General features: G+C 62.2%; 24 protein-coding genes. 22 read left to right on the top strand and 2 right to left on the bottom strand.

Features of this window, described 5'->3' with window-relative positions:
* Nucleotides 1–33: 33 nt before the first annotated feature.
* Together rpoC and D3242_RS31010 are read left to right on the top strand one after the other, a co-directional pair.
* Entirely contained in the window at nt 34–4,230 is a 4,197-nt protein-coding gene (gene rpoC / locus D3242_RS31015) for a DNA-directed RNA polymerase subunit beta' (RefSeq protein ID WP_027046808.1), read from the top strand.
* A gap of 152 nt (nt 4,231–4,382) precedes the next feature.
* On the top strand, nt 4,383–5,048 hold the full coding sequence (locus D3242_RS31010; RefSeq protein ID WP_064982874.1) for an O-methyltransferase: 666 nt from the start codon (nt 4,383–4,385) through the stop codon (nt 5,046–5,048).
* A gap of 3 nt (nt 5,049–5,051) precedes the next feature.
* Here the strand turns inward: D3242_RS31010 and D3242_RS31005 are convergent, their stop codons facing one another.
* Nucleotides 5,052–5,987, bottom strand: coding sequence for a Gfo/Idh/MocA family protein (locus tag D3242_RS31005; RefSeq protein WP_064982875.1), 936 nt, complete (start codon nt 5,985–5,987; stop codon nt 5,052–5,054).
* 114 nt (nt 5,988–6,101) lie between these two features.
* Entirely contained in the window at nt 6,102–6,383 is a 282-nt protein-coding gene (locus D3242_RS31000; protein ID WP_010909270.1) for a hypothetical protein, read from the bottom strand.
* Between the two features lie 473 nt (nt 6,384–6,856).
* On the opposite strand from D3242_RS31000, the gene rpsL reads away from it, so the two are divergent.
* From rpsL to rpsH, 20 genes are all read left to right on the top strand, one after another.
* A complete protein-coding gene (gene rpsL, locus D3242_RS30995) occupies nt 6,857–7,228 on the top strand; it encodes a 30S ribosomal protein S12 (RefSeq protein WP_006333356.1) in 372 nt (123 codons plus the stop codon).
* A gap of 60 nt (nt 7,229–7,288) precedes the next feature.
* Nucleotides 7,289–7,759 (top strand): 30S ribosomal protein S7, encoded by a 471-nt coding sequence (rpsG, locus tag D3242_RS30990; RefSeq protein WP_006202127.1) that lies wholly within the window; start codon nt 7,289–7,291, stop codon nt 7,757–7,759.
* 29 nt (nt 7,760–7,788) lie between these two features.
* Complete coding sequence (fusA, locus tag D3242_RS30985; protein ID WP_019857963.1) at nt 7,789–9,879, top strand: elongation factor G; 2,091 nt, start codon at nt 7,789–7,791, stop codon at nt 9,877–9,879.
* A gap of 67 nt (nt 9,880–9,946) precedes the next feature.
* A complete protein-coding gene (gene tuf, locus D3242_RS30980; RefSeq protein WP_010909256.1) occupies nt 9,947–11,122 on the top strand; it encodes an elongation factor Tu in 1,176 nt (391 codons plus the stop codon).
* 69 nt (nt 11,123–11,191) lie between these two features.
* The gene (gene rpsJ, locus D3242_RS30975; RefSeq protein WP_010909272.1) at nt 11,192–11,500 is read left to right on the top strand and encodes a 30S ribosomal protein S10; all 309 of its coding nucleotides are present in this window, start codon (nt 11,192–11,194) and stop codon (nt 11,498–11,500) included.
* Nucleotides 11,501–11,561: 61 nt separating this feature from the next.
* A complete protein-coding gene (gene rplC / locus D3242_RS30970; RefSeq protein WP_010909273.1) occupies nt 11,562–12,275 on the top strand; it encodes a 50S ribosomal protein L3 in 714 nt (237 codons plus the stop codon).
* Complete coding sequence (rplD, locus tag D3242_RS30965) at nt 12,275–12,895, top strand: 50S ribosomal protein L4 (protein ID WP_019857964.1); 621 nt, start codon at nt 12,275–12,277, stop codon at nt 12,893–12,895. The genes rplC and rplD overlap by 1 nt, the downstream gene beginning before the upstream one ends.
* A complete protein-coding gene (locus tag D3242_RS30960) occupies nt 12,892–13,185 on the top strand; it encodes a 50S ribosomal protein L23 (RefSeq protein WP_010909275.1) in 294 nt (97 codons plus the stop codon). Before rplD ends, D3242_RS30960 begins: the two co-directional genes overlap by 4 nt.
* A gap of 22 nt (nt 13,186–13,207) precedes the next feature.
* Nucleotides 13,208–14,041 (top strand): 50S ribosomal protein L2, encoded by an 834-nt coding sequence (rplB, locus tag D3242_RS30955; RefSeq protein WP_010909276.1) that lies wholly within the window; start codon nt 13,208–13,210, stop codon nt 14,039–14,041.
* Between the two features lie 16 nt (nt 14,042–14,057).
* Entirely contained in the window at nt 14,058–14,336 is a 279-nt protein-coding gene (rpsS, locus tag D3242_RS30950) for a 30S ribosomal protein S19 (protein ID WP_006205463.1), read from the top strand.
* Nucleotides 14,337–14,338: 2 nt separating this feature from the next.
* Nucleotides 14,339–14,728 (top strand): 50S ribosomal protein L22, encoded by a 390-nt coding sequence (gene rplV / locus D3242_RS30945; RefSeq protein ID WP_010909277.1) that lies wholly within the window; start codon nt 14,339–14,341, stop codon nt 14,726–14,728.
* Entirely contained in the window at nt 14,728–15,453 is a 726-nt protein-coding gene (gene rpsC / locus D3242_RS30940) for a 30S ribosomal protein S3 (RefSeq protein ID WP_010909278.1), read from the top strand. Before rplV ends, rpsC begins: the two co-directional genes overlap by 1 nt.
* A 27-nt stretch (nt 15,454–15,480) precedes the next feature.
* Nucleotides 15,481–15,894: a 50S ribosomal protein L16 gene (gene rplP / locus D3242_RS30935; protein WP_010909279.1), complete on the top strand. Its 414-nt coding sequence runs from the start codon at nt 15,481–15,483 to the stop codon at nt 15,892–15,894.
* A 13-nt stretch (nt 15,895–15,907) separates the two neighbouring features.
* On the top strand, nt 15,908–16,108 hold the full coding sequence (gene rpmC, locus D3242_RS30930; protein WP_006205459.1) for a 50S ribosomal protein L29: 201 nt from the start codon (nt 15,908–15,910) through the stop codon (nt 16,106–16,108).
* Nucleotides 16,109–16,119: 11 nt separating this feature from the next.
* A complete protein-coding gene (gene rpsQ, locus D3242_RS30925) occupies nt 16,120–16,359 on the top strand; it encodes a 30S ribosomal protein S17 (protein ID WP_010909280.1) in 240 nt (79 codons plus the stop codon).
* Between the two features lie 84 nt (nt 16,360–16,443).
* Nucleotides 16,444–16,812 carry a 50S ribosomal protein L14 gene (gene rplN / locus D3242_RS30920; protein ID WP_006205457.1) on the top strand — a complete coding sequence of 123 codons (369 nt, stop codon included), beginning with the start codon at nt 16,444–16,446 and terminating at the stop codon, nt 16,810–16,812.
* Between the two features lie 12 nt (nt 16,813–16,824).
* Entirely contained in the window at nt 16,825–17,139 is a 315-nt protein-coding gene (gene rplX, locus D3242_RS30915; protein WP_019857966.1) for a 50S ribosomal protein L24, read from the top strand.
* Nucleotides 17,132–17,710, top strand: a complete 579-nt coding sequence (gene rplE, locus D3242_RS30910; RefSeq protein ID WP_010909281.1) for a 50S ribosomal protein L5 — start codon at nt 17,132–17,134, stop codon at nt 17,708–17,710. Before rplX ends, rplE begins: the two co-directional genes overlap by 8 nt.
* Nucleotides 17,711–17,737: 27 nt before the next feature.
* Nucleotides 17,738–18,043, top strand: coding sequence for a 30S ribosomal protein S14 (rpsN, locus tag D3242_RS30905; RefSeq protein ID WP_010909282.1), 306 nt, complete (start codon nt 17,738–17,740; stop codon nt 18,041–18,043).
* 12 nt (nt 18,044–18,055) lie between these two features.
* Nucleotides 18,056–18,454 (top strand): 30S ribosomal protein S8, encoded by a 399-nt coding sequence (rpsH, locus tag D3242_RS30900; RefSeq protein ID WP_006205453.1) that lies wholly within the window; start codon nt 18,056–18,058, stop codon nt 18,452–18,454.
* Nucleotides 18,455–18,495 lie beyond the last annotated feature (41 nt).

The following is an 18,495-nucleotide window of genomic DNA, read 5'->3' as shown; positions in this document are numbered from 1 at the left end:
GGGGTTTTCGAGGACCCCGAAAAGGAGAACGGCATGAACCAAGAGGTCATGAATCTCTTCAATCCGCAGGCGCCTGCGCAGGTGTTCGATTCCATCCGGATCTCACTGGCCAGCCCTGAGAAGATTCTGTCCTGGTCGTTCGGCGAGATCAAGAAGCCGGAGACCATCAACTACCGCACCTTCAAGCCGGAGCGTGACGGTCTGTTCTGCGCGCGCATTTTTGGCCCGATCAAGGACTACGAGTGCCTGTGCGGCAAGTACAAGCGCATGAAGTACAAGGGCGTCATCTGCGAGAAGTGCGGCGTCGAAGTCACGCTGTCGCGCGTCCGCCGCGAGCGCATGGGCCATATCGAGCTCGCCGCTCCCGTCGCTCACATCTGGTTCCTGAAGTCGCTGCCTTCGCGCATCGGCACGCTGCTCGACATGACGCTGAAGGATATCGAGCGCGTCCTCTACTTCGAGAACTACATCGTCACCGAGCCTGGCCTCACCGCGCTGAAGGAGCACCAGCTGCTCAGCGAGGAAGAGTACATGATCGCCGTCGACGAGTATGGCGAGGACTCCTTCACTGCCATGATCGGCGCCGAGGCCATTCATGACCTTCTGGCCGGCATGGATCTGGAGAAGATCGCCGGCGACCTGCGTTCGGAGCTGGCTTCGACCACGTCCGAGCTGAAGCAGAAGAAGTATTTGAAGCGGCTCAAGGTCGTCGAGAACTTCATGGAATCCGGCAACCGTCCGGAATGGATGATCATGAAGGTGGTTCCGGTTATCCCGCCGGACCTGCGCCCGCTGGTTCCGCTGGATGGGGGACGTTTCGCGACGTCTGACCTGAACGATCTCTATCGCCGCGTCATCAACCGCAACAACCGTCTGAAGCGGCTGATCGAGCTGCGCGCTCCCGGCATCATCGTGCGCAATGAAAAGCGCATGCTGCAGGAAGCCGTCGACGCACTGTTCGACAACGGCCGTCGCGGCCGCGTCATCACCGGCGCCAACAAGCGTCCGCTGAAGTCGCTGTCCGACATGTTGAAGGGCAAGCAGGGACGGTTCCGCCAGAACCTGCTCGGCAAGCGCGTCGACTATTCCGGCCGCTCGGTCATTGTCACCGGTCCGGAGCTCAAGCTGCACCAGTGCGGCCTGCCGAAGAAGATGGCGCTCGAACTGTTCAAGCCCTTCATCTACGCCCGTCTCGACGCCAAGGGTTACTCCTCGACCGTCAAGCAGGCCAAGAAGCTGGTCGAGAAGGAGCGTCCGGAAGTCTGGGATATTCTCGACGAGGTCATCCGCGAGCACCCGGTTCTGTTGAACCGTGCGCCGACGCTGCACCGCCTCGGCATCCAGGCGTTCGAGCCGATCCTGATCGAAGGCAAGGCGATCCAGCTGCACCCGCTGGTCTGCACGGCCTTCAACGCCGACTTCGACGGCGACCAGATGGCGGTCCACGTGCCGCTGTCCCTGGAAGCGCAGCTTGAAGCCCGCGTGCTGATGATGTCGACCAACAACATCCTGCACCCGGCTTCCGGCGCTCCGATCATCGTGCCGTCGCAGGACATGGTTCTGGGTCTCTACTATCTCTCGATCGTCAACCAGAACGAGCCGGGCGAGGGCATGGTGTTTGCCGACATGGGCGAACTCCAGCACGCGCTCGAGACAAAGGCGGTGACCCTGCACGCCAAGATCAAGGGCCGCTTCCGCACGGTCGACGCCGAAGGCAAGGTCGTGTCGAAGATCCATGACACTACGCCTGGCCGTATGATCATCGGCGAGCTTCTGCCGAAGAACGTCAATGTGCCGTACGAGACCGCCAACCAGGAGATGACCAAGAAGAACATCTCCAAGATGATCGACACCGTCTACCGCCATTGCGGTCAGAAGGAGACGGTCATTTTCTGCGACCGCATCATGGCGCTCGGCTTCGCTCACGCCTGCCGTGCCGGCATTTCGTTCGGCAAGGACGACATGCTGATCCCGGACAGCAAGATCAAGCTGGTCTCCGACACCGAGGCTTTGGCCAAGGAATACGAGCAGCAGTACAATGACGGCCTGATCACGCAGGGCGAGAAGTACAACAAGGTTGTCGACGCCTGGGCCAAGTGCTCCGAAAAGGTCGCCGACGAGATGATGGCCCGCATCAAGGCGGTGGAGTTCGAAGACAACGGCCGTCAGAAGCCGATGAACTCGATCTACATGATGTCGCACTCCGGTGCGCGTGGCTCGCCCACCCAGATGCGTCAGCTCGCCGGCATGCGCGGCCTGATGGCCAAGCCGTCGGGTGAAATCATCGAGACGCCGATCATCTCGAACTTCAAGGAAGGCCTGACCGTGCTCGAGTACTTCAACTCGACCCACGGCGCCCGCAAGGGTCTGGCCGACACCGCCTTGAAGACGGCGAACTCGGGTTACCTCACCCGTCGTCTGGTCGACGTGGCGCAGGACTGCATCGTCAACTCCGTGGATTGCGGCACCGACAAGGGCCTCACCATGCAGCCGATCGTCGATGCCGGTCAGGTCGTCGCTTCGGTCGGCCAGCGCGTGCTGGGCCGCACCGCGCTCGATGACATCAACCATCCGGTGACCGGTGACCTGCTGGTCAAGGCCGGAACGCTGATGGACGAGCGTGACGTGGAGCAGATCGAAAAGGCCGGCGTCCAGTCGGTCCGCATCCGCTCGGCACTGACCTGCGAGGTCAGGGTCGGCGTGTGCGCGGTCTGCTACGGACGCGATCTGGCGCGCGGCACCCCGGTCAACCAGGGTGAAGCCGTCGGCGTCATCGCGGCGCAGTCGATCGGCGAGCCGGGCACCCAGCTCACCATGCGTACCTTCCACATGGGCGGTACCGCGCAGGTGGTGGATAGTTCGTTCCTTGAAGCCTCCTATGAGGGCAAGGTCGAAATCCGCAACCGCAACGTGGTGCGCAACTCCGACGGCCAGCAGATGGTCATGGGCCGCAACATGGCGGTGCTGATCCTCGACGAGGCCGGCAAGGAGCGTGCCACGCACCGTGTCACCTATGGTTCGCGTATCTTCGTGGACGATGGCGACAAGGTGAAGCGCGGCCAGCGTATCGCCGAGTGGGATCCCTACACCCGCCCGATCCTCACCGAAATCGAGGGCAAGGTGGCGTTCGAGGATCTGGTCGACGGCATTTCCGTCCAGGAAACGGCCGACGAGTCGACCGGCATCACCAAGCGTGAGGTCATCGACTGGCGTTCGACGCCGCGCGGCAACGATCTGAAGCCGGCGATCGTCGTTCAGGACGCCAAGGGCAAGGTCGGCAAGCTGTCGAAGGGTGGCGATGCCCGCTTCCTGCTCTCGGTCGAGGCCATTCTCTCGGTCGAGCCAGGTGCGCAGGTTCGTCCCGGCGACGTGCTGGCGCGTATTCCGATGGAAAGCGCCAAGACCAAGGACATCACCGGCGGTCTGCCGCGTGTTGCCGAACTGTTCGAGGCCCGTCGTCCGAAGGATCACGCCATCATCGCCGAGATCGATGGCACGATCCGCTTCGGCCGCGACTACAAGAACAAGCGCCGCATCATCATCGAGCCGCATGACTCGACGCTCGAGCCGGTCGAATACCTGATCCCGAAGGGCAAGCCGTTCCACCTCCAGGACGGCGACGTCATCGAGAAGGGCGACTACATCCTCGACGGCAATCCGGCGCCGCACGACATCCTGGCGATCAAGGGCGTGGAGGCACTTGCTTCCTACCTCGTCAACGAAATCCAGGAAGTTTACCGCCTGCAGGGCGTGTCGATCAACGACAAGCACATCGAGGTGATCGTTCGCCAGATGCTGCAGAAGGTCGAGATCACCACGCAGGGCGACTCGACCTACATTCCGGGCGACCACGTCGACGTGATCGAACTGGAAGAGGTCAACGAGCGCCTGATCGAGGACGGCAAGAAGCCGGCCGAAGGTCAGCCGGTGCTGCTCGGCATCACCAAGGCCTCGCTGCAGACGCCGTCCTTCATCTCGGCCGCCTCCTTCCAGGAGACGACCAGGGTGCTGACGGAGGCCGCGGTTGCCGGCAAGACCGACATGCTGCAGGGCTTGAAGGAAAACGTCATCGTCGGCCGGCTGATCCCGGCCGGTACGGGCGGCACGATGAGCCAGATCCGGCGCATCGCCACCTCGCGCGACGAACTCATCATCGACGAGCGCCGCAAGGCCTCCGGTGTGGAAATCGCCGAGCCGATGCTGGCCGATATGACGACCGCCGCGCAGTAAGCGCGGCGGCAAGAAATCTCAGGCAACAAGGCCGTCGGGGTAACCCGGCGGCTTTTTTGTTTTCCGGAGCGTGGCGAAGTTGGTATCCATGGCGGCAAGAAAGGCCCCGGGGCTACGTTTTCGCGTTTCGGCTTTTGATCGGAGAAGAAACGATGAGCAGGAAGACCTGGGCTGCGGTCGACGACTACATCGTTGATGCTCTGTTCGAAGCGGATCCAGCCCTTGACGCCGTTCTCGCCGCCAACCGTGACGAAGGCCTGCCGCCGATCGACGTATCGCCGGCGCAGGGCAAGCTGCTTTCACTGCTGGCGCGGATTCGGGGTGCGAAGAAGATCCTCGAAATCGGCACGCTGGGCGGCTATTCGACGATCTGGATGGCGCGCGCCTTGCCCATGGACGGCAAGATCGTGACGCTTGAACTTGACCCGCATCACGCCAAGGTCGCGCGGTCGAATTTCGGACGTGCAGGGGTTTCGAACCAAGTGGAATTGCGGGTCGGGCCGGCCCTTGAATCGCTGGCCGCGCTAAGCGCTGGAAATGCCGGGCCGTTCGATCTCATCTTCATCGACGCCGACAAGCCGAACAACCCGAACTATCTCTCCTGGGCCACGCGGCTTTCGAGGCCGGGAACAGTCATCATCTGCGACAATGTCATCCGCGACGGCGCGGTGATCGACGGCGGTGGGCATGACGCCAATGTCGTGGGCGCCCGGGCGGCGTTCTCATTCATACGCGGCGACAAGCGCCTGGATGGCACCGCCATCCAGACAGTAGGCGCCAAGGGCTATGACGGCTTTGCGATTGCGATTGTCAGTTGAAGGTCAGTCGAAAAACGCCTCGACCACATTGCGCTTGCCGAGCATGAAGGCGTCGGCGACATGCTGCAGCGGCGCGAGATCGACATCTGAGATGCCGGCGCGCACGATCTCGGCGAAACGCTTGTAGAGCATGGGGTATTCCGCTTCCGGCTCCTCATGCACGACGCGGCCGTCGATGGCGAGTTTCGAGCCGCCGCCGGAAAGCACCATCTTGCCGGCATCCGTGTCGGCCAGGATGTCCCAGCTTTGCGGGCCGGTCTGCAGCCAGTCGAGGTCCATCGTCACCGGCAATCCGTTCGACGTGCGGAAGGCGACTTGCGCCGCGACCGGGGCAGCGCGGTTTTCAGGAAAGTCGAGCACGGCGGAGGTGATGAACATCGCCGGCAGGATGTGGGTTGCGATCGACAGTGCGTTGATGCCGGGATCGAAGACACCGAAGCCGCCCGGCGCCCAGATCCACTCCTGGTTCGGATGCCAGCGGCGCAGATCTTCCTTCCAGACGATAGCCGCCGACCGAATCTGGGTCGATGCGAGAAAACCGCGCGCGGCCTCCACCGCCGGCGCATAACGCGAGTGCCAGCTGGCAAATAGCGAGACGCCGTTTTTCTCGGCCAGCACCTTCAGGTCTTCGACCTCGCTGACCGTTGCGCCCGGCGGCTTTTCCAGGAAGACATGCTTCCTTGCCTCGAGCGCGGTGCGCGCGGCGTCGTAGCGGAATTGCGGCGGCATGCAGAGCGAAACGGCCTCAAGCTCCGGCACCGCGTCGAGCATCGCCTCGATGGTTGGAAAGTTCGGGATGCCGTCGACCTTGCCATGCCGGCTGGCGGCAGCGGTGAGTCGGTAGCTCTGGTCCTTGGCTAGCGCCGGCAGGTGCTGGTCGCGGACGATCTTGCCGACGCCGACGATACCTATGTTGATGGGGTTATTGTTTGACGACATGGGGGCTCCGGAATGGGAAGGACAGGTTTTTCTAGGCGCGAGAAAGACAACCGGGCAAGTTGCGAAAGGTGGAGCGGCGGTCCGGCCGGCGTAAGCCGTGTCCGGACCTGATTCTCAGATCGGCGCGTCGAACGTGACGATCGAGACTTCGCCTTCGAGCGCGCCCTGATAGGCCGACAGATGCGGCTCGTCATCGGGCACGCCGTCCATATCGCCGATCTGATCGAGCTCGGCCTCGGCATAACCTTCCGCCGCAAGCGATTCGAGGGCGCGGCGCACCGCCGAATCGTCGTCGGGAGCCACCAGCATGACATGAACGCCTTCCGCTTTGCCGCCTTTGCGCTTCCACACCCGGCCGGTGATGATGGTGACCGGGCGTTCTTCATTGTCGTTCACGGGCTGATTCCTCTTGGCAAAGGACAGGCGAGGGGGTTTTCAGAGCTCAGGCCGCCTTTTCGCATGAAGCGGGGCCGCGCGACAGCCAAAAGCCGGTCACTTTCTTCCTCGCACTTGCAAAATGGCGAAAGAAAATTACATGCGCCTTTCGCATGGCTGCCAAGCCCCGGCATCAATGCAATATTTGGCACTGCGGGGTTGACGGTTCGCGGGCTTACGAGTAGAAGCCGCCCAGTCAGAACCGATGTGAGGCTCTCCCTTCCGAAGCGACACGCTTTGGAGTTTGCTTCAAACAGGGTTCGTTTTACGAGCGAAAAGACATTTCCGGCGTGCACGAAGCGGCTTCCGCTTCCTCTGCCATTTGTTCGGGCAAGACCGCGAGGCGCGGTTTGTGGCCCGAATTTGCGTATGGAAATGACGCTTTGAGCGGCCCTGACCGGGCGAGACACGGAATTGAGAGACAAGAGGGTTTAATGCCTACCGTCAACCAGCTGATCCGCAAGCCGCGCATTGCGCCGGTGAAGCGCAACAAGGTCCCGGCCATGCAGCAGAACCCGCAGAAGCGGGGCGTCTGCACGCGCGTCTACACGACGACGCCGAAGAAGCCGAACTCGGCGCTGCGCAAGGTGGCCAAGATCCGCCTGACCAATGGTTTTGAAGTGATCGGTTACATCCCCGGCGAAGGTCACAACCTTCAGGAACACTCCGTGGTCATGATCCGCGGCGGCCGCGTCAAGGATCTTCCGGGCGTCCGCTACCACATCATCCGCGGCGTGCTCGACACGCAGGGCGTGAAGAACCGCAAGCAGCGCCGTTCGAAGTACGGCGCCAAGCGTCCGAAGTAAGATTTTCCGGCCCTGGCGCTGCTTGAACGCGTCGGGCTACGAGATTGAGAGACAAAAGCCATGTCGCGTCGTCACAGTGCAGAAAAGCGTGAGATCAACCCAGATCCGAAGTTCGGCGATCTGATCGTTACCAAGTTCATGAACGCCGTCATGTATGACGGCAAGAAGTCGGTCGCCGAGACCATCGTCTATGGCGCGCTCGACCAGGTCCAGTCGAAGACCAAGCAGGAGCCGGTCACCGTCTTCCATCAGGCACTCGACAATGTCGCGCCGCATGTGGAAGTGCGTTCGCGTCGCGTCGGCGGCGCCACCTACCAGGTTCCGGTCGACGTGCGTCCCGAGCGCCGCCAGGCATTGGCCATCCGTTGGCTGATCGCGGCTGCCCGCAACCGCAACGAGACCACCATGATCGACCGCCTCTCGGGCGAGCTGATGGACGCGGCCAACAACCGCGGCACGGCCGTCAAGAAGCGTGAAGACACCCACAAGATGGCTGAAGCCAACCGCGCTTTCGCACACTACCGCTGGTAAAGCGCGAACAGGACTGAGAGGCAGCTACGATGGCCCGCGAATACAAAATCGAAGACTACCGCAATTTCGGTATCATGGCGCATATTGACGCCGGCAAGACGACGACCACCGAGCGCGTCCTCTATTACACGGGCAAGTCGCACAAGATCGGCGAAGTGCACGACGGCGCTGCCACCATGGACTGGATGGAGCAGGAGCAGGAACGCGGCATCACCATCACGTCCGCCGCCACTACGACCTTCTGGAAAGGTCGCGACGGCAAGATGCATCGCTTCAACATCATCGACACTCCCGGACACGTCGACTTCACCATCGAAGTCGAGCGTTCGCTGCGCGTGCTCGACGGCGCCATTGCGCTGCTCGACGCCAACGCCGGTGTCGAGCCGCAGACGGAAACCGTCTGGCGCCAGGCCGACAAGTACCGCGTGCCGCGCATGATCTTCTGCAACAAGATGGACAAGATCGGCGCCGATTTCTACCGCTCGGTCGAGATGATCGGCTCACGCCTCGGTGCGCAGGCTGTCGTCATGCAGCTGCCGATTGGCGCCGAGACCGAATTCAAGGGCGTCGTCGACCTCGTCGAGATGAACGCGCTTGTCTGGCGCGACGAGACGCTGGGCGCTGCCTGGGACGTCGTCGAGATCCCGGCCGATCTTCAGGCTCGTGCCGTGGAATACCGCGAGAAGATGATCGAAGCCGCCGTCGAAATGGACGAGACGGCCCTCGAAAACTACCTCGAAGGCAAGATGCCGTCGAATGACGAGATCCGTTCGCTGATCCGCAAGGGCACGATCGCGGTCAAGTTCTATCCGATGTTCTGCGGTTCGGCCTTCAAGAACAAGGGCGTGCAGCCGCTGCTCGACGCCGTTGTCGAGTACCTGCCGTCGCCGGCCGACGTTCCCGCCATCAAGGGTGTCGATGCCAAGACCGACGCCGAGATCGAGCGTCATGCGGACGACAACGAGCCGCTGTCGATGCTCGCCTTCAAGATCATGAACGACCCGTTCGTCGGTTCGCTGACCTTCGCCCGCATCTACTCGGGCAAGCTCACCAAGGGCGTCTCGGTCGACAACACCGTCAAGGGCAAGAAGGAGCGCATCGGCCGCATGCTGCAGATGCATGCGAATTCGCGCGCCGACGTTGAGGAAGCTTTCGCCGGCGACATCGTCGCTCTGGCTGGCCTCAAGGACACGACCACCGGCGACACTCTGTGCGATCCGCTGCACCCGGTCATCCTCGAGCGCATGGAATTCCCCGACCCGGTCATCCAGATCGCCATCGAGCCGAAGACCAAGAACGATCAGGAAAAGATGGGCCTCGCCCTTCACCGACTGGCTGCCGAGGATCCGTCCTTCCGCGTCAAGACCGACGAGGAAAGCGGCCAGACCATCATCTCCGGCATGGGCGAACTGCACCTCGACATCATCGTCGACCGCATGCGTCGCGAGTTCAAGGTCGAAGCCAATGTCGGCGCTCCGCAGGTGGCCTATCGCGAGACGATCACCCGCAAGCACGAGCAGGACTACACCCACAAGAAACAGACCGGCGGTACCGGCCAGTTCGCCCGCGTCAAGGTTATCTTCGAGCCGAACACGGAGAGCGAAGAGTTCGTCTTCGAGTCCAAGATCGTCGGCGGCGCGGTGCCGAAGGAATACATTCCGGGTGTCGAAAAGGGCATTCAGAGCGTTATGGGCGCTGGTCCGTTCGCGGGCTTCCCGATGATCGGTGTCCGGGCGACGCTGATCGACGGCGCCTACCACGACGTCGACTCCTCGGTCCTGGCCTTCGAAATCGCGTCCCGCGCCTGCTTCCGCGAAGCCGCACCCAAGCTGGGCGTGCAGCTGCTCGAGCCGATCATGAAGGTCGAAGTCGTGACGCCGGAAGACTATGTCGGCAGCGTCATCGGCGACCTGAACGGCCGTCGCGGCCAGATCCAGGGCCAGGAAGCACGCGGCGTGGCCGTCGTCATCAACGCGATGGTGCCGCTCGCCAACATGTTCAAGTACGTCGACAACCTGCGCTCGATGAGCCAGGGCCGCGCGGCCTACACGATGCAGTTCGACCACTACGAGCCGGTCCCGACCGCGGTCGCCCAGGAAGTCCAGAAAAAATACGCGTAACTCGAAAGAGCCGTCGCGGTAACGCAATTCAAAGCCCGCATGGGCGAGCAGGAAATGGAGACATCACATGGCAAAAGGTAAATTCGAGCGCACTAAGCCTCATGTGAACATCGGCACGATTGGTCACGTTGACCATGGCAAGACGTCGCTGACGGCGGCGATCACGAAGTATTTTGGCGAGTACAAGCGCTACGACCAGATCGATGCGGCGCCGGAAGAGAAGGCGCGCGGCATCACCATCTCGACGGCTCACGTCGAGTACGAGACGGCCAACCGCCACTACGCTCACGTCGACTGCCCCGGCCACGCCGACTATGTGAAGAACATGATCACCGGTGCCGCGCAGATGGACGGCGCGATCCTGGTCGTGTCGGCCGCCGACGGCCCGATGCCGCAGACCCGCGAGCACATCCTGCTTGCCCGTCAGGTCGGCGTGCCGTCGATCGTGGTGTTCCTGAACAAGGTCGACCAGGTCGACGACGCCGAGCTGCTCGAACTGGTCGAGCTCGAGGTTCGCGAGCTGCTGTCGAAGAACGAATTCCCCGGCGACGACATTCCGATCGTCAAGGGTTCGGCGCTGGCCGCGCTTGAGGATTCCAACAAGACGATCGGCGAGGACGCGATCCGCGAGCTGATGGCTCAGGTCGACGCCTACATCCCGACGCCTGTTCGTCCGCTCGACAAGCCGTTCCTGATGCCGATCGAAGACGTGTTCTCGATCTCGGGCCGCGGCACGGTCGTGACCGGCCGCGTCGAGCGCGGCGTGGTCAAGGTCGGCGAGGAGCTGGAAATCATCGGCATCCGTCCGACGACCAAGACGACCTGCACGGGTGTGGAAATGTTCCGCAAGCTGCTCGATCAGGGCCAGGCTGGCGACAACATCGGCGCGCTGCTGCGCGGCGTTGATCGTGAAGGTGTCGAGCGCGGCCAGGTTCTGGCCAAGCCGGGCACGGTGAAGCCGCACAAGAAGTTCGTGGCCGAGGCCTACATCCTGACCAAGGACGAAGGTGGCCGTCACACGCCGTTCTTCACCAACTACCGTCCGCAGTTCTACTTCCGCACGACGGACGTGACCGGCATCGTGTCGCTGCCGGCTGGCACCGAGATGGTCATGCCTGGCGACAACATCACGGTCGATGTCGAGCTGATCGTGCCGATCGCCATGGAAGAGAAGCTGCGCTTCGCCATCCGTGAAGGCGGCCGCACCGTCGGTGCCGGCATCGTCGTCACCATCAAAGAGTAATTTGGACTTAAACCGATCTGTCGCGGGCGCGGAAGTTGCCCGCGCCGCGCCAGAACAAGGAAGTGACGCATGAACGGACAGAATATCCGCATCCGCCTGAAGGCGTTTGATCACCGCGTGCTCGACGCCTCGACGAAGGAAATCGTGTCGACGGCCAAGCGCACCGGCGCAAACGTCCGCGGCCCCATTCCGCTGCCGACGCGGATCGAAAAGTTCACGGTGAACCGGTCGCCCCACGTCGACAAGAAGAGCCGCGAGCAGTTCGAGATGCGCACGCACAAGCGTCTGCTCGACATCGTCGATCCGACCCCGCAGACCGTCGATGCTTTGATGAAGCTCGATCTGGCCGCCGGCGTCGACGTCGAGATCAAGCTCTAAGGGAATGAGAGCGCGGTAAGGGGCGGTGCCCCTGGCCCGGAACTCTAAAGGAATTGAACCGATGCGTTCAGGTGTGATTGCAAAGAAGGTGGGAATGACCCGCATCTATAACGATGCCGGGGAACATGTTCCCGTCACCGTTCTCCAGATGGAGAACTGCCAGGTCGTGGCGCAGCGCACGCAGGAGAAGAATGGCTACACCGCCGTTCAGCTCGGCGTTGGCCTCGCCAAGGTGAAGAACACGTCGAAGGCGATGCGCGGCCATTTCGCGACCGCTTCCGTCGAGCCGAAGGCGAAGGTTGCCGAGTTCCGCGTCTCGGCCGACAACATGATCGATGTCGGCGCCGAGATCACCGTCGAGCACTTTGTCGCCGGCCAGAAGGTCGATGTGACGGGCACGACGATCGGCAAGGGTTTCCAGGGCGTCATCAAGCGTCACCACATGGGTGGTGGCCGCGCGACGCACGGTAACTCGGTCTCGCACCGTACGCACGGTTCGACCGGCCAGCGCCAGGACCCCGGCAAGGTGTTCAAGGGCAAGAAGATGGCCGGCCACATGGGCGATACCCGTGTGACGACGCAGAATGTCGAGATCGTCTCGACCGATGCCGACCGCGGCCTGATCCTGATCCGCGGAGCGGTTCCCGGATCGAAGGGCGCCTGGATCCTGGTCCGCGATGCGGCCAAGGTGGCACTGCCGGCCAATGCGCCGAAGCCCGCCGCGATCCGCGCCGCTGTTAAGAACGAGGCTCCGGCCACAGAGGGAGCGGAATAATGGATCTCAAGATCACAACGCTTGGCGGCAAGGACGCCGGCAAGGTGAAACTCTCCGAGGAGATTTTCGGCCTTGATCCGCGCGAGGACATCCTGCAGCGCGTCGTGCGCTGGCAGCTCGCCAAGAAGCAGCAGGGCACGCACAAGGCCAAGGGCCGCGCCGAAATCGCGCGCACCGGCGCCAAGATGTACAAGCAGAAGGGTACGGGCCGCGCCCGTCACCATTCGGCACGCGCTCCGCAGTTCCGCGGCGGCGGCAAGGCCCACGGCCCGGTCGTTCGCAGCCACGAGCACGACCTGCCGAAGAAGGTGCGTGCTCTCGGCTTGAAGCATGCTCTCTCGGCCAAGGCCAAGAGCGCGTCGATCATCGTCATCGACGAACTGAAGCTGACCGAGGCCAAGACCAAGGCGCTGATCGCGAATTTCGCGACGCTGGGCCTGAGCAACGCACTGGTGATTGGTGGTGCCGAGCTTGACAAGAACTTCAAGCTGGCCGCGACCAACATCCCCAACATCGACGTGCTGCCCATCCAGGGCATCAACGTCTACGACATTCTGCGCCGCGGCACGCTGGTCCTTTCCAAGGCCGCCGTCGAGGCTCTCGAGGAGCGCTTTAAATGACCGACCTTCGTCACTACGACGTGATCGTCAGCCCGGCGATCACCGAAAAGTCGACCATGGCTTCCGAGCAGAACCAGGTCGTCTTCAACGTCGCCAAGAAGGCGTCGAAGCCGGAAATCAAGGCCGCCGTCGAAGCGCTGTTCGGCGTCAAGGTGATGGCCGTGAACACGCTTGTCCGCAAGGGCAAGATCAAGCGCTTCCGCGGCACGATCGGCCGCCAGAGCGACGTCAAGAAGGCGATTGTGACGCTGGCCGACGGCCAGTCGATCGACGTCGCGACGGGTCTCTGAGCAAGGCCGCGAGGACAGAACAATGGCACTGAAAAAATTCAACCCGGTAACGCCGAGCACCCGCCAGCTGGTCATCGTCGACCGCTCGGGCCTCTACAAGGGCAAGCCCGTCAAGGGTCTGACCGAGGGCCTGACCAAGTCGGGCGGCCGCAACAATTACGGCCGCATCACCGCCCGCTTCATCGGCGGTGGTCACAAGCGTTCGTACCGCATCATCGACTTCAAGCGCCGCAAGTTCGACGTCGTCGGCACGGTCGAGCGCATTGAATACGATCCGAACCGCACCGCCTTCATCGCGCTGATCAAGTACGACGATGGTGAGCTGTCCTACATCATCGCCCCGCAGCGCCTTGCCGCCGGCGACAAGATCGTGGCTGGCGAAGCGGTCGACGTGAAGCCGGGCAATGCGATGCCGCTGGCATCGATGCCGGTCGGCACGATCGTCCACAACATCGAGCTGAAGCCGGGCAAGGGTGGCCAGGTCGCCCGTTCGGCCGGCGGTTACGCCCAGCTCGTCGGTCGCGACCAGGGCATGGCGATCCTGCGCCTCAATTCGGGCGAGCAGCGTGTCGTTCACGGCTCCTGCATGGCCACCGTCGGTGCCGTGTCGAACCCCGACCACGGCAACATCAACGACGGCAAGGCCGGCCGCACGGTTTGGCGTGGCAAGCGCCCGCACAATCGCGGCGTGACAATGAACCCGGTCGACCATCCGCACGGCGGTGGTGAAGGCCGCACCTCCGGTGGCCGTCATCCGGTCAGCCCGTGGGGCAAGCCGACCAAGGGCAAGAAGACGCGGTCCAACAAGGCGACCGACAAGTTCATCCTGCGCTCGCGCCATCAGCGCAAGAGCTAAGAAGAGGTAACGCCAAGTGACTCGTTCTATTTGGAAAGGCCCCTTCATCGACGGCTACCTTCTCAAGAAGGTGGACAAGGTTCGTGAAGGTGGTCGCAATGAGGTGATCAAGATGTGGAGCCGTCGCTCCACCATCCTGCCGCAGTTCGTCGGCTTCACCTTCGGTGTCTACAACGGCCAGAAGCATGTTCCCGTCTCGGTGAACGAGGACATGGTCGGTCATAAGTTCGGTGAATTCGCTCCGACGCGGACTTATTACGGTCACGGCGCGGATAAGAAGGCGAAGAGGAAATAATCATGGGCAAGGCCAAAGCTCCGCGCAGGCTTGCTGACAACGAAGCGCGCGCCGTGTTGCGCACGATCCGTATCAGCCCGCAGAAGCTGAACCTCGTTGCCGCGCTGATCCGCGGCAAGAAGGTCGCGACAGCGCTTTCCGACCTCGAATTCTCGGCCAAGCGGATTTCCGGCACGGTCAAGAAGACGCTGGAATCGGCGATCGCCAACGCGGAAAACAACCACGACCTCGATGTCGATGCGCTGGTGGTGGCGGAAGCCTATGTCGGCAAGTCGATCGTCATGAAGCGGTTCCACGCTCGTGGCCGTGGTCGCGCCAGCCGTATCGAGAAGCCGTTCTCGCACCTCACGATCGTCGTTCGTGAAGTCGAAGAAAAAGGGGAGGCCGCATAATGGGCCAGAAAGTCAATCCGATCGGTCTTCGCCTCGGCATCAACCGCACCTGGGATTCGCGCTGGTTCGCGAACACCGGCGAGTACGGCAAGCTGCTGCATGAGGACATCAAGATCCGCAAGTATCTTGAGAAGGAACTCAAGCAGGCCGCGATCTCCAAGGTCGTGATCGAGCGCCCGCACAAGAAGTGCCGCGTTACCATCCATGCCGCGCGCCCGGGTCTGATCATCGGCAAGAAGGGCGCCGACATCGAGAAGCTTCGCAAGAAGCTGATGGAGATGACGAAGTCCGAGACGCACCTCAACATCGTTGAAGTGCGCAAGCCGGAAATCGACGCGACCCTGGTCGCCCAGTCGATCGCCCAGCAGCTCGAGCGCCGTATCGCGTTCCGCCGCGCCATGAAGCGCGCCGTGCAGTCGGCGATGCGCCTCGGTGCCGAAGGCATCCGCATCAACTGCTCGGGCCGTCTCGGCGGCGCCGAAATCGCCCGCATGGAGTGGTACCGTGAGGGCCGCGTGCCGCTGCACACGCTGCGCGCCGATGTCGACTACGGCACGGCCGAGGCGAATACGGCGTATGGCATCTGCGGCGTCAAGGTCTGGGTATTCAAGGGCGAGATCCTCGAGCACGATCCGATGGCTTCGGAACGTCGCGCGACCGAGGGTGATGCTGCGCATGGCGGTGGTGGTGATCGCGAACGCGGTCGTCGTCGCGAAAACGCCTGAGACATTTAGGAATTTGGAGTTAGAACGATGCTGCAGCCAAAGCGCACAAAGTTCCGCAAGCAGTTCAAGGGCCGTATCCATGGTACCGCAAAGGGCGGCACCAACCTGGATTTCGGTGGTTTCGGGCTGAAGGCGCTTGAGCCGAACCGCGTCACCGCGCGTGAGATCGAGGCGGCCCGCCGCGCGATCACTCGTGAAATGAAGCGTGCTGGCCGCGTCTGGATCCGCATTTTCCCGGATCTGCCGGTCACGTCGAAGCCGACCGAAGTCCGCATGGGCAAGGGCAAGGGTGCCGTCGACTACTGGGCGGCGCGCGTCAAGCCGGGCCGCATCATGTTCGAGATCGACGGCGTCAGTGAAGAAACCGCCCGTGAGGCGCTGCGTCTCGGCGCGGCCAAGCTCTCGGTCAGGACGCGCTTCGTACAGCGCATCGCAGAATAAGGACGGGCTGATCATGAAAGCCGAAGACATCCGGACCAAGACCCAGGACCAGCTGACCGACGATTTGGCCAGCCTGAAGAAGGAGCAGTTCAACCTGCGCTTCCAGAAGGCCACCGGCCAGCTCGAGAAGACCGCGCGCGTGAGGCAGGTCCGTAAGGACATTGCGCGTATCAAGACCATCGCTGCGGAAAAGTCCGCGGCCAAGAAGGCTTAAGGACGAAAACCATGCCAAAGCGCATTCTGCAGGGCACCGTCGTCAGCGACAAGAACGAGAAGACGGTTGTCGTCAAGGTCGAACGGCGCTTCACGCATCCCGTGATGAAGAAGACCGTGCGCATGACCAAGAAGTACAAGGCGCACGACGAGAACAACGCCCACAAGGTTGGCGATCAGGTGTTCATCCAGGAATCGAAGCCGATTTCCAAGGACAAGCGCTGGATCGTCGTGTCTTCGGACCAAGCCTGACCTCCGGGCGTAAACAACGAATTTTGGACAGACCGGGGAGGGGCTTCGAGCCCGTCCCGTTAGAAAAGAAGAAGGCGGCCAGTCATGATTCAGATGCAAACAAACCTCGACGTGGCGGATAATTCCGGCGCGCGTCGTGTCATGTGCATCAAGGTGCTGGGCGGCTCGAAGCGGAAATACGCTTCCGTGGGCGACATCATCGTGGTGTCCATCAAGGAAGCCATTCCGCGCGGCCGCGTTAAGAAGGGCGATGTGATGAAGGCGGTCGTGGTTCGCACGGCCAAGGACATCCGCCGCCCGGACGGCAGCGTGATCCGTTTCGACAAGAACGCGGCCGTTCTCGTCGACAACAAGAAAGAGCCGATCGGCACGCGTATCTTCGGACCGGTTCCGCGCGAACTCCGCGCCAAGAACCACATGAAGATCATCTCGCTCGCGCCTGAAGTGCTGTAAGGAGCCGGACCAATGCAAAAGATTAGAAAAGGCGACAAGGTCGTCGTGCTGGCCGGCAAGGACAAGGGCCGTTCGGGCGAAGTCCTCTCGGTTCAGCCGAAGGATGACACCGCGCTGGTGCGCGGCGTCAACATGATCCGTCGTCACCAGAAGCAGACCCAGTCCCAAGAGGGCGGGATCATTACCAAGGAAGCGCCGATCCAGCTGTCGAACATCGCGCTGGCCGACCCCAAGGATGGCAAGCCGACCCGCGTCGGTTTCATCTTCCAGAAGGACGGCAAGAAGGTGCGCGTCGCCAAGCGCTCGGGAGAAGTCATCAATGGCTAAGGCTCAAAGCAAGCAGGCGACTGCCACCAACACGCCGCGTCTGAAGCAGGTCTACAACGAGACCATCCGCAAGGCGCTGCAGGAGCAGTTCGGCTACGACAACGACATGCAGGTTCCGCGCCTCGACAAGATCGTGCTGAACATGGGTGTCGGCGAAGCGACCGCCGATTCGAAGAAGCCTTCGGTTGCGGCCGAAGACCTGGCGCTGATCGCCGGCCAGAAGGCCGTCGTCACCCGCGCCCGCAATTCGATCGCCGGCTTCAAGGTCCGCGAGAACATGCCGATCGGCGCCAAGGTCACGCTGCGCAAGGAACGCATGTACGAGTTCCTCGACCGCCTCGTGAACATCGCGCTGCCGCGCGTCCGCGACTTCCGCGGACTGAACCCCAAGAGCTTCGATGGCCGTGGCAACTACGCCATGGGCATCAAGGAGCATATCGTGTTCCCGGAGATCAACTACGACAAGGTTGATCAGATCTGGGGCATGGACGTCATCGTTTGTACGACTGCGAAGACGGACGACGAAGCCCGGGCATTGCTCAAGGCTTTCAACTTCCCCTTCCGCCAGTAACGGCAGCGAGAAAAGGAAAAATCTGAAATGGCAAAGACCAGCTCAGTCGAGAAGAACAACAGGCGCCGCAAGCTTGCCGACCAGTACGGTCCCAAGCGCGCTGCCCTGAAGGCGATCATCATGGATCAGTCCAAGCCGATGGAAGAGCGCTTCCGCGCTCAGCTCAAGCTTGCTGCCCTGCCGCGCAACTCGGCCAAGATCCGCATCCGCAACCGCTGCGAAGTCACCGGCCGTCCGCGTGCCTACTATCGCAAGCTCAAAGTATCGCGCATCGCGCTTCGTGATCTCGGCAACAACGGCCAGATCCCGGGCCTGGTCAAGTCGAGCTGGTAAGGAGGACATAACATGTCATTGAGCGATCCTCTCGGCGATATGCTGACCCGCATCCGCAACGCCTACGGCCGCAAGAAGTCGAGTGTCTCGACGCCGGCCTCGCGTCTGCGCACCCGCGTCCTCGACGTGCTGAAGGCTGAAGGCTATATCCGCGACTACAGCCAGACCGACTTCGACAACGGTAAGTCCGAGATCGAAATCGAGCTGAAGTATTTCGACGGTGCGCCGGTCGTGCGCGAAATCGCCCGCGTCTCGAAGCCGGGCCGCCGCGTTTACGTCTCGGCCAAGTCGATCCCGCACGTCGCCAACGGCCTCGGCATCGCCATCCTTTCGACGCCGAAGGGCGTGATGGCCGATCACGAAGCCCGCGAACAGAACGTCGGCGGCGAGATCCTCTGCCAGATCTTCTGATCTGGCAGCTGACCGCAAATTGGAATCCGGTCTTCGGATCG

The organism is Mesorhizobium jarvisii (genome assembly GCF_003601985.1).
In the GTDB taxonomy this organism is placed as follows: Bacteria; Pseudomonadota; Alphaproteobacteria; order Rhizobiales; family Rhizobiaceae; genus Mesorhizobium; species Mesorhizobium jarvisii.
The sequence above is the reverse complement of the archived record's forward strand: the minus strand, read 5'-3'. Positions and strand labels throughout refer to the sequence as shown.

What these genes read in the sequence shown, in the direction of transcription:
- rpoC (WP_027046808.1), top strand. Translation starts at nt 34, where the DNA reads ATGAACCAAGAGGTCATGAATCTCTTCAATCCGCAGGCGCCTGCGCAG.
- rplC (WP_010909273.1), top strand. Translation starts at nt 11,562, where the DNA reads ATGCGTTCAGGTGTGATTGCAAAGAAGGTGGGAATGACCCGCATCTAT.
- rplV (WP_010909277.1), top strand. Translation starts at nt 14,339, where the DNA reads ATGGGCAAGGCCAAAGCTCCGCGCAGGCTTGCTGACAACGAAGCGCGC.
- rpsJ (WP_010909272.1), top strand. Translation starts at nt 11,192, where the DNA reads ATGAACGGACAGAATATCCGCATCCGCCTGAAGGCGTTTGATCACCGC.
- rplD (WP_019857964.1), top strand. Translation starts at nt 12,275, where the DNA reads ATGGATCTCAAGATCACAACGCTTGGCGGCAAGGACGCCGGCAAGGTG.
- rpsQ (WP_010909280.1), top strand. Translation starts at nt 16,120, where the DNA reads ATGCCAAAGCGCATTCTGCAGGGCACCGTCGTCAGCGACAAGAACGAG.
- rpsL (WP_006333356.1), top strand. Translation starts at nt 6,857, where the DNA reads ATGCCTACCGTCAACCAGCTGATCCGCAAGCCGCGCATTGCGCCGGTG.
- rpsC (WP_010909278.1), top strand. Translation starts at nt 14,728, where the DNA reads ATGGGCCAGAAAGTCAATCCGATCGGTCTTCGCCTCGGCATCAACCGC.
- D3242_RS31010 (WP_064982874.1), top strand. Translation starts at nt 4,383, where the DNA reads ATGAGCAGGAAGACCTGGGCTGCGGTCGACGACTACATCGTTGATGCT.
- rplB (WP_010909276.1), top strand. Translation starts at nt 13,208, where the DNA reads ATGGCACTGAAAAAATTCAACCCGGTAACGCCGAGCACCCGCCAGCTG.
- tuf (WP_010909256.1), top strand. Translation starts at nt 9,947, where the DNA reads ATGGCAAAAGGTAAATTCGAGCGCACTAAGCCTCATGTGAACATCGGC.
- rpsH (WP_006205453.1), top strand. Translation starts at nt 18,056, where the DNA reads ATGTCATTGAGCGATCCTCTCGGCGATATGCTGACCCGCATCCGCAAC.
- rplP (WP_010909279.1), top strand. Translation starts at nt 15,481, where the DNA reads ATGCTGCAGCCAAAGCGCACAAAGTTCCGCAAGCAGTTCAAGGGCCGT.
- rplN (WP_006205457.1), top strand. Translation starts at nt 16,444, where the DNA reads ATGATTCAGATGCAAACAAACCTCGACGTGGCGGATAATTCCGGCGCG.
- D3242_RS31005 (WP_064982875.1), bottom strand. Translation starts at nt 5,987, where the DNA reads ATGTCGTCAAACAATAACCCCATCAACATAGGTATCGTCGGCGTCGGC.
- rplX (WP_019857966.1), top strand. Translation starts at nt 16,825, where the DNA reads ATGCAAAAGATTAGAAAAGGCGACAAGGTCGTCGTGCTGGCCGGCAAG.
- rplE (WP_010909281.1), top strand. Translation starts at nt 17,132, where the DNA reads ATGGCTAAGGCTCAAAGCAAGCAGGCGACTGCCACCAACACGCCGCGT.
- rpsN (WP_010909282.1), top strand. Translation starts at nt 17,738, where the DNA reads ATGGCAAAGACCAGCTCAGTCGAGAAGAACAACAGGCGCCGCAAGCTT.
- rpmC (WP_006205459.1), top strand. Translation starts at nt 15,908, where the DNA reads ATGAAAGCCGAAGACATCCGGACCAAGACCCAGGACCAGCTGACCGAC.
- fusA (WP_019857963.1), top strand. Translation starts at nt 7,789, where the DNA reads ATGGCCCGCGAATACAAAATCGAAGACTACCGCAATTTCGGTATCATG.
- D3242_RS30960 (WP_010909275.1), top strand. Translation starts at nt 12,892, where the DNA reads ATGACCGACCTTCGTCACTACGACGTGATCGTCAGCCCGGCGATCACC.
- rpsG (WP_006202127.1), top strand. Translation starts at nt 7,289, where the DNA reads ATGTCGCGTCGTCACAGTGCAGAAAAGCGTGAGATCAACCCAGATCCG.